Source organism: Sandarakinorhabdus sp. (assembly GCF_032115815.1).
GTDB lineage: Bacteria > Pseudomonadota > Alphaproteobacteria > Sphingomonadales > Sphingomonadaceae > Sandarakinorhabdus.
Genome location: NZ_JAUMBI010000083.1, coordinates 44,383 through 45,025 on the forward strand (window position 1 = coordinate 44,383; position 643 = coordinate 45,025).

Annotated in this window: 1 protein-coding gene; it reads right to left on the reverse strand. The window is 60.3% G+C overall.

Translation table 11 applies throughout. From position 1 onward, the window contains the following. Positions 1-93 precede the first annotated feature (93 nt). A partial coding sequence (locus RT662_RS05045) for a recombinase family protein (RefSeq protein ID WP_313669616.1) occupies positions 94-643 on the reverse strand: 550 nt, incomplete at its 5' end.

Consider the following 643-nt stretch of genomic DNA (forward strand, 5'->3'; position numbering starts at 1 on the left):
CTTGCGCAGTCTGAGCAAGTCGAGTTTGCGCTGTCGATCGGCGCGAGAAAGTCCGCCAAGAGCGTAACCGGCTACGAGTTCATCGCGCGACCCTCATGCCTCACCCGCGTAGACCCGGTTGCTCAGAAGATAGGCTAAAGGGCCCTTGGTGAATGGGATACCACCGACAATGCGGCCATCCTTGTAAGGGCGTACCTTGGTCTTCACCCCATCGCGCGATAACTCGAAAACCAGCTTGCCGATCGACCACAGCTCGCAATAGCGCGTGAAGATGCGGCGCACGATCGCGGCCTCTACCTCGTTGATCACGAGCCTTCGGTCTTTGACGTCATAGCCAAGTGGAACGGGGCCGCCCATCCATATGCCCTTGGCCTTGGAGGCTGCCACCTTGTCCCGGATGCGCTCGCCAGTGACCTCGCGCTCGAACTGCGCGAAGCTGAGGAGAACGTTGAGCGTGAGCCGCCCCATGCTGGTGGTAGTGTTGAACGCTTGGGTGACGCTGACGAACGAAGCGCCGGCCTTGTCGAGTACCTCGACGATCTTGGCGAAGTCCGCCAGGTTGCGGGTCAGTCGGTCAACCTTGTAGACGATGATGGTATCGACTTTGCCGGCCGCCACGTCGGCCATCAGTTGCTTGAGGGCA